The following is a 5,585-nucleotide window of genomic DNA, read 5'->3' on the forward strand; positions in this document are numbered from 1 at the left end:
GAATGTTTGTCCGGCGGTGTCCTACTCTCCCACACCGTCACCAGTGCAGTACCATCGGCGCTGAGAGGCTTAGCTTCCGGGTTCGGTATGTGTCCGGGCGTTTCCCTCTCGCTATGGCCGCCGTAACTCTATGGAGATGTGTCGAACCAACAGGTCGTGTTGGGGCCACCCCCCTTGTGTCCCGTGTGTGGGTTGGGGGGTGGTTGTGTTTGTGGTTCGTATCTCGGGAACCACACAGTGGACGCGTATCATCTTTGTTGTTTAAGTTATCGGCTTATTAGTACCGGTCAGCTCCACACATTGCTGTGCTTCCACGTCCGGCCTATCAACCCAGTAGTCTAGCTGGGAGCCTCTCACCCGTAAGGGTATGGAAACCTCATCTTGGAGTGTGCTTCCCGCTTAGATGCTTTCAGCGGTTATCACGTCCGAACGTAGCTAATCAGCGGTGCCCTTGGCAGGACAACTGACACACCAGTGGTTCGTCCATCCCGGTCCTCTCGTACTAGGGACAGCTCTCCTCAAGTTTCCTACGCGCGCAGCGGATAGGGACCGAACTGTCTCACGACGTTCTAAACCCAGCTCGCGTACCGCTTTAATGGGCGAACAGCCCAACCCTTGGGACCGACTCCAGCCCCAGGATGCGACGAGCCGACATCGAGGTGCCAAACCATGCCGTCGATATGAGCTCTTGGGCAGGATCAGCCTGTTATCCCCGGGGTACCTTTTATCCGTTGAGCGACGGCGCTTCCACAAGCCACCGTCGGGTCACTAGTCCCGACTTTCGTCTCTGCTCGACATGTCTGTCTCACAGTCAAGCTCCCTTGTGCACTTACACTCGAAACCTGATTGCCAACCAGGCTGAGGGAACCTTTGGGCGCCTCCGTTACTCTTTAGGAGGCAACCGCCCCAGTTAAACTACCCACCAGGCAATGTCCCTGATCCGGATCACGGACCGAGGTTAGATATCCAGAACGACCAGAGTGGTATTTCAACGTTGACTCCACGAACACTGGCGTGCCCGCTTCATAGTCTCCCACCTATCCTACACAAGCCGTACCGAACACCAATACCAAGCTATAGTAAAGGTCCCGGGGTCTTTCCGTCCTGCTGCGCGTAACGAGCATCTTTACTCGTAATGCAATTTCGCCGAGTTCGTGGTTGAGACAGTGGAGAAGTCGTTACGCCATTCGTGCAGGTCGGAACTTACCCGACAAGGAATTTCGCTACCTTAGGATGGTTATAGTTACCACCGCCGTTTACTGGCGCTTAAGTTCAGAGCTTCGCCTTACGGCTAACCCGTCCCCTTAACGTTCCAGCACCGGGCAGGCGTCAGTCCGTATACATCGTCTTGCGACTTCGCACGGACCTGTGTTTTTAGTAAACAGTCGCTTCTCCCTGGTCTCTGCGGCCGTTCGGGCTCGACACCGCGAGGGCGTCTCACCGTCCGGGCCCCCCTTCTCCCGAAGTTACGGGGGCATTTTGCCGAATTCCTTAACCACGATTCACTCGATCGCCTTGGTATTCTCTACCTAACCACCTGAGTCGGTTTGGGGTACGGGCGGCTCGGACCTCGCTAGGAACTTTTCTAGGCAGCATAGGATCACCCACTTCCCGCATACGCGGTCACTATCAAGCCTGGGGCATCAGGGTGCGGACTTACCTACACCCCGCCTTACACTCTTAGACGTGGACAACCATCGCCACGCGGAGGCTACCTTCCTGCGTCCTTCCATCGCTTACCTACTACAGTCTCGGGTCACGCGTTCCACACACCCACACCCCTCCCGAAGGAGAAGCACGGGGGCTTCAGGCGTTTAGCATCAACTGATTCGGTATTGGGCGGTCCTTCGCCGGTTCCGGAATATTAACCGGATGTCCATCGACTACGCCTGTCGGCCTCGCCTTAGGTCCCGACTTACCCAGGGCAGATTAGCTTGACCCTGGAACCCTTGGTTATTCGGCGGAGGAGTTTCTCACTCCTCTTTCGCTACTCATGCCTGCATTCTCACTCGTGTGGCATCCACGGCTGGATCACTCCGCCGCTTCACTCGCCACACGACGCTCCCCTACCCAGCAACACGCCTGGACACCCACCCGTAGGCGAATGCCGAGCAATATGTCACTGCCACAGCTTCGGTGGTGTGCTTGAGCCCCGCTACATTGTCGGCGCGGAATCACTTGACCAGTGAGCTATTACGCACTCTTTAAAGGGTGGCTGCTTCTAAGCCAACCTCCTGGTTGTCACAGCAACTCCACATCCTTTCCCACTTAGCACACGCTTAGGGACCTTAGCTGGTGATCTGGGCTGTTTCCCTCTCGACTACGAAGCTTATCCCCCGCAGTCTCACTGCCATGCTCTCACTTACCGGCATTCGGAGTTTGGCTGACGTCAGTAACCTGGTGAGGCCCATCAGCCATCCAGTAGCTCTACCTCCGGCAAGAAACACATGACGCTGCACCTAAATGCATTTCGGGGAGAACCAGCTATCACGGAGTTTGATTGGCCTTTCACCCCTACCCACAGCTCATCCCCTCAGTTTTCAACCTAAGTGGGTTCGGTCCTCCACGCCGTCTTACCGGCGCTTCAACCTGGCCATGGGTAGATCACTCCGCTTCGGGTCTAGACCCAGCGACTCACACGCCCTATTCGGACTCGCTTTCGCTACGGCTTCCCCACACGGGTTAACCTCGCCACTGAGCACTAACTCGCAGGCTCATTCTTCAAAAGGCACGCCGTCACCCCAACTATGGAGGCTCCGACGGATTGTATGCACACGGTTTCAGGATCTATTTCACTCCCCTCCCGGGGTACTTTTCACCTTTCCCTCACGGTACTTGTCCGCTATCGGTCACCAGGGAATATTTAGGCTTAGCAGGTGGTCCTGCCAGATTCGTACGGGATTTCTCGGGCCCCGTACTACTTGGGAAATAATATCTGGAGTCCTCATCGTTTCGGCTACGGGGGTCTCACCCTCTATGCCAGGCCCTTCCAAGCCTTCCGCCTACAACAAGAATTTCTTACTCCAGCCCAGCCCGGTAGAACTGAGACAATCACTCCCACAACCCCGAACGTGCAACGCCTACCGGCTCATCACACACGCTCGGTTTAGCCTCATCCGCTTTCGCTCGCCACTACTCACGGAATCACATGTTGTTTTCTCTTCCTGTGGGTACTGAGATGTTTCACTTCCCCACGTTCCCTCTACCCACCCTATATATTCAGGTGGGAGTGACTGGCGATGAAGCCAGCCGGGTTTCCCCATTCGGAAATCCTCGGATCAATGTCTGGTTATCGACTCCCCGAGGCTTATCGCAGATTCCTACGTCCTTCTTCGGTTCCTGGTGCCAAGGCATCCACCGTGTGCACTTAAAAACTTAAAGCCACAAAGATGCTCGCGTCCACTGTGTAGTTCTCAACATACGAACAGCAACCCCAGCCCACCCCCACCAACCACACCCGCCCTCCGAAGAGAACCGCGTGACGGTATGGGAGCTACCAGGGCCCCGCACAACCAGAGTCACCAGAACCCAACCCCACCCCCACCGGGACAGACCAGCACGGCCCACCCCCACAGGGAAGAGTCGGGGCCCGATCCCTCAGGACCCAACAACGTGTCACACCCGACCACCCGACAACCCCGGCCACTCGTTCCACACCCCACACCCCCACCACCCCCCACCAAGGAGGAGCGACAGACACGCAAGGCCGTACTAGACAACCAGGACCCCGGACAACCAGGCCCATAACCGATGTTCCACCCAGAGCCGACTCCCACGAAACACTCGTCCGTGCAAGAGCCAGAAACCAACCCCCCACCACCAACCCCTCAAGGGCCAGCAGCATCAGGGGTCACGTTGCTCCTTAGAAAGGAGGTGATCCAGCCGCACCTTCCGGTACGGCTACCTTGTTACGACTTAGTCCCAATCACCAGTCCCACCTTCGACGGCTCCCTCCCCACAAAGGGGGTTAGGCCACCGGCTTCGGGTGTTACCGACTTTCGTGACTTGACGGGCGGTGTGTACAAGGCCCGGGAACGTATTCACCGCAGCGTTGCTGATCTGCGATTACTAGCGACTCCGACTTCATGGGGTCGAGTTGCAGACCCCAATCCGAACTGAGACCAGTTTTTTGGGATTCGCTCCACCTTGCGGTATCGCAGCCCTTTGTACTGGCCATTGTAGCATGCGTGAAGCCCAAGACGTAAGGGGCATGATGATTTGACGTCATCCCCACCTTCCTCCGAGTTGACCCCGGCAGTCTCCTATGAGTCCCCACCATCACGTGCTGGCAACATAGAACGAGGGTTGCGCTCGTTGCGGGACTTAACCCAACATCTCACGACACGAGCTGACGACAACCATGCACCACCTGTATACCGACCTTGCGGGGCACCCATCTCTGAGCGTTTCCGGTATATGTCAAGCCTTGGTAAGGTTCTTCGCGTTGCATCGAATTAATCCGCATGCTCCGCCGCTTGTGCGGGCCCCCGTCAATTCCTTTGAGTTTTAGCCTTGCGGCCGTACTCCCCAGGCGGGGCGCTTAATGCGTTAGCTGCGGCACGGAACTCGTGGAATGAGTCCCACACCTAGCGCCCAACGTTTACGGCATGGACTACCAGGGTATCTAATCCTGTTCGCTACCCATGCTTTCGCTTCTCAGCGTCAGTTATGGCCCAGAGACCTGCCTTCGCCATCGGTGTTCCTCCTGATATCTGCGCATTCCACCGCTACACCAGGAATTCCAGTCTCCCCTACCATACTCTAGTCTGCCCGTACCCACTGCAGACCCGGAGTTAAGCCCCGGGCTTTCACAGCAGACGCGACAAACCGCCTACAAGCTCTTTACGCCCAATAATTCCGGACAACGCTCGCACCCTACGTATTACCGCGGCTGCTGGCACGTAGTTAGCCGGTGCTTCTTCTGTAGGTACCGTCACAAAAGCTTCTTCCCTACTGAAAGAGGTTTACAACCCGAAGGCCGTCATCCCTCACGCGGCGTCGCTGCATCAGGCTTTCGCCCATTGTGCAATATTCCCCACTGCTGCCTCCCGTAGGAGTCTGGGCCGTGTCTCAGTCCCAGTGTGGCCGGTCGCCCTCTCAGGCCGGCTACCCGTCGTCGCCTTGGTAGGCCATTACCCCACCAACAAGCTGATAGGCCGCGAGTCCATCCCCCACCGAAAAACTTTCCACCCCAACCCATGCGGGCCAGAGTCATATCCAGTATTAGCACCGGTTTCCCGGAGTTATCCCAGAGTGAAGGGCAGGTTACTCACGTGTTACTCACCCGTTCGCCACTAATCCACCCAGCAAGCTGGGCTTCATCGTTCGACTTGCATGTGTTAAGCACGCCGCCAGCGTTCGTCCTGAGCCAGGATCAAACTCTCCGATAAAATCAAACACCCAACCACCCACAACCCCACAAAAGGAACCATGGAACAGCCAGGCAAAATTTGACCCAAAGAAGGGCACAATCACTAGCAGAAGAACGAGTCAACTGACTCATCCATCAAATTCAAAGAAATCCTTGCCACCAGAACACAACACACACCCACAAAGAATGCACACCATGCCCCAGGACAGGAAAA

3 rRNA genes are annotated in these 5,585 nt (G+C 56.5%); all 3 read right to left on the reverse strand.

Annotation, left to right across the window (positions count from 1 at the left end):
* Positions 1–8: 8 nt before the first annotated feature.
* A 5S ribosomal RNA gene (rrf, locus tag DA085_RS20535) occupies positions 9–125 on the reverse strand.
* A 132-nt stretch (positions 126–257) separates the two neighbouring features.
* Positions 258–3,381 (reverse strand): 23S ribosomal RNA (locus DA085_RS20540).
* A 485-nt stretch (positions 3,382–3,866) separates the two neighbouring features.
* Positions 3,867–5,390 (reverse strand): 16S ribosomal RNA (locus tag DA085_RS20545).
* The 16S, 23S and 5S rRNA genes sit together here, the layout of an rRNA operon.
* Positions 5,391–5,585 lie beyond the last annotated feature (195 nt).

The sequence above is a fragment of the Ornithinimicrobium cavernae genome, assembly GCF_003121625.1.
GTDB lineage: Bacteria > Actinomycetota > Actinomycetes > Actinomycetales > Dermatophilaceae > Ornithinicoccus > Ornithinicoccus cavernae.